Origin of the sequence: Bacillus testis (assembly GCF_001243895.1) — a bacterium.
In the GTDB taxonomy this organism is placed as follows: Bacteria; Bacillota; Bacilli; order Bacillales; family DSM-1321; genus Bacillus_AD; species Bacillus_AD testis.
In genome coordinates this window covers 1-1,240 of record NZ_LN851179.1, presented here as the reverse complement: position 1 = coordinate 1,240, position 1,240 = coordinate 1, and the positions used below count along the sequence as shown (strand labels likewise).

The window sequence follows — 1,240 nt, the reverse complement described above, 5'->3', positions numbered from 1 at the left end:
GTACTGAATAATTTTTAAAGACAAGTTGTTGTTGGTTGGGACACGTGTATACATCCTTTTCTTTGTCATACTGCCAATTCGCTGTATTGAATGGGTTTTGTTTATATTTCTTCTTTTGCTCTTTCACGTACATTCCATAGGTAATTAACGCTTCTCGTTTACGATTTGAAAGGATATCATCATAATTCTGTTCACTTCCATATCCTGCATCTGCGACGATGTGCTTTGGCAACTCAAAATAATGTTGTTCAATTTGGTCTAAGAACGGGATTAATGTACGGGTATCAGTTGGATTCGAAAAGAGGCTGTAGGCAAGCGCGTATTGTCCTTCTGTTGCCACTTGTACATTATAACCGGCTTTCAATTGACCATTTTTCATATAATCATCTTTCATACGCATAAAGGTCGCGTCGGGATCTGTCTTTGAATAACTATTTCGTGTGCCGAATATTTCAAAGTCTTTTTGATATCTCTGTTTTCGTTGGATATGGTCCATTAATTGTTTTCGTGCTTGTTTTGGGAATTTCCGTTCACTTCTCAACGCTTTTCGCTCGGCTCCATTCGTTGATGCCTCTATTTTTTGATCGTACTCAGAAATCACTTCATCTACTTTTTCAACGATTTGAGTGAGCTCTTCCAACGTTAACTCTTCTTCACTTTCCTGTACAATTTGAGGCATGATTTCATTTTTAAGCAGCTCTTTATATAGATGATTTGATTTTTCGATTAATCCCTGATGATACTTCTCGATGGATTTCTTCCAAACAAACGTAAACTTATTCGCATTCGCTTCAATCTTCGTTCCATCAATAAAGATGGCTTCTTGATCAATGATTTTTTCTTGGACGAGCTGGCAACGGAATTGAACGAAACATTGGCGGATTAATTCTTTTACTTCAGGTTGAACACGGAAACGGTTGATGGTGCGGTAGCTTGGTTCATATCCTTGCGCCAGCCACATCATACGAATACTGTCCTTTAAAAGGGCTTCTATTTTCCGACCTGAAAAGACAGATTGTGTATAGGCACATAGGATAATTTTCAACATCATGCGTGGATGATAGGCAGGACAACCCTCATTCCGCAGAAATGGTTCAAACGCTTCATGAGGAATACTTTCAACTAAGTGGTGTACATGGAAGGCGATATCATTCTTTTGTAATCTGACTTCTAAATCTAAAGGCAAAATTAATTGATTCATGTTATAATCTTTAAACATAAGGACACTTCTTTCTGTTTG

The 1,240-nt window shown here is 37.7% G+C and carries 1 protein-coding gene; it reads right to left on the bottom strand.

Annotated elements, in window-relative coordinates; genetic code table 11:
• On the bottom strand, positions 1 to 1,219 hold a 1,219-nt coding region (locus BN1765_RS00010; RefSeq protein WP_050613280.1), incomplete at its 3' end, for an IS1182 family transposase.
• Positions 1,220 to 1,240: the final 21 nt, after the last annotated feature.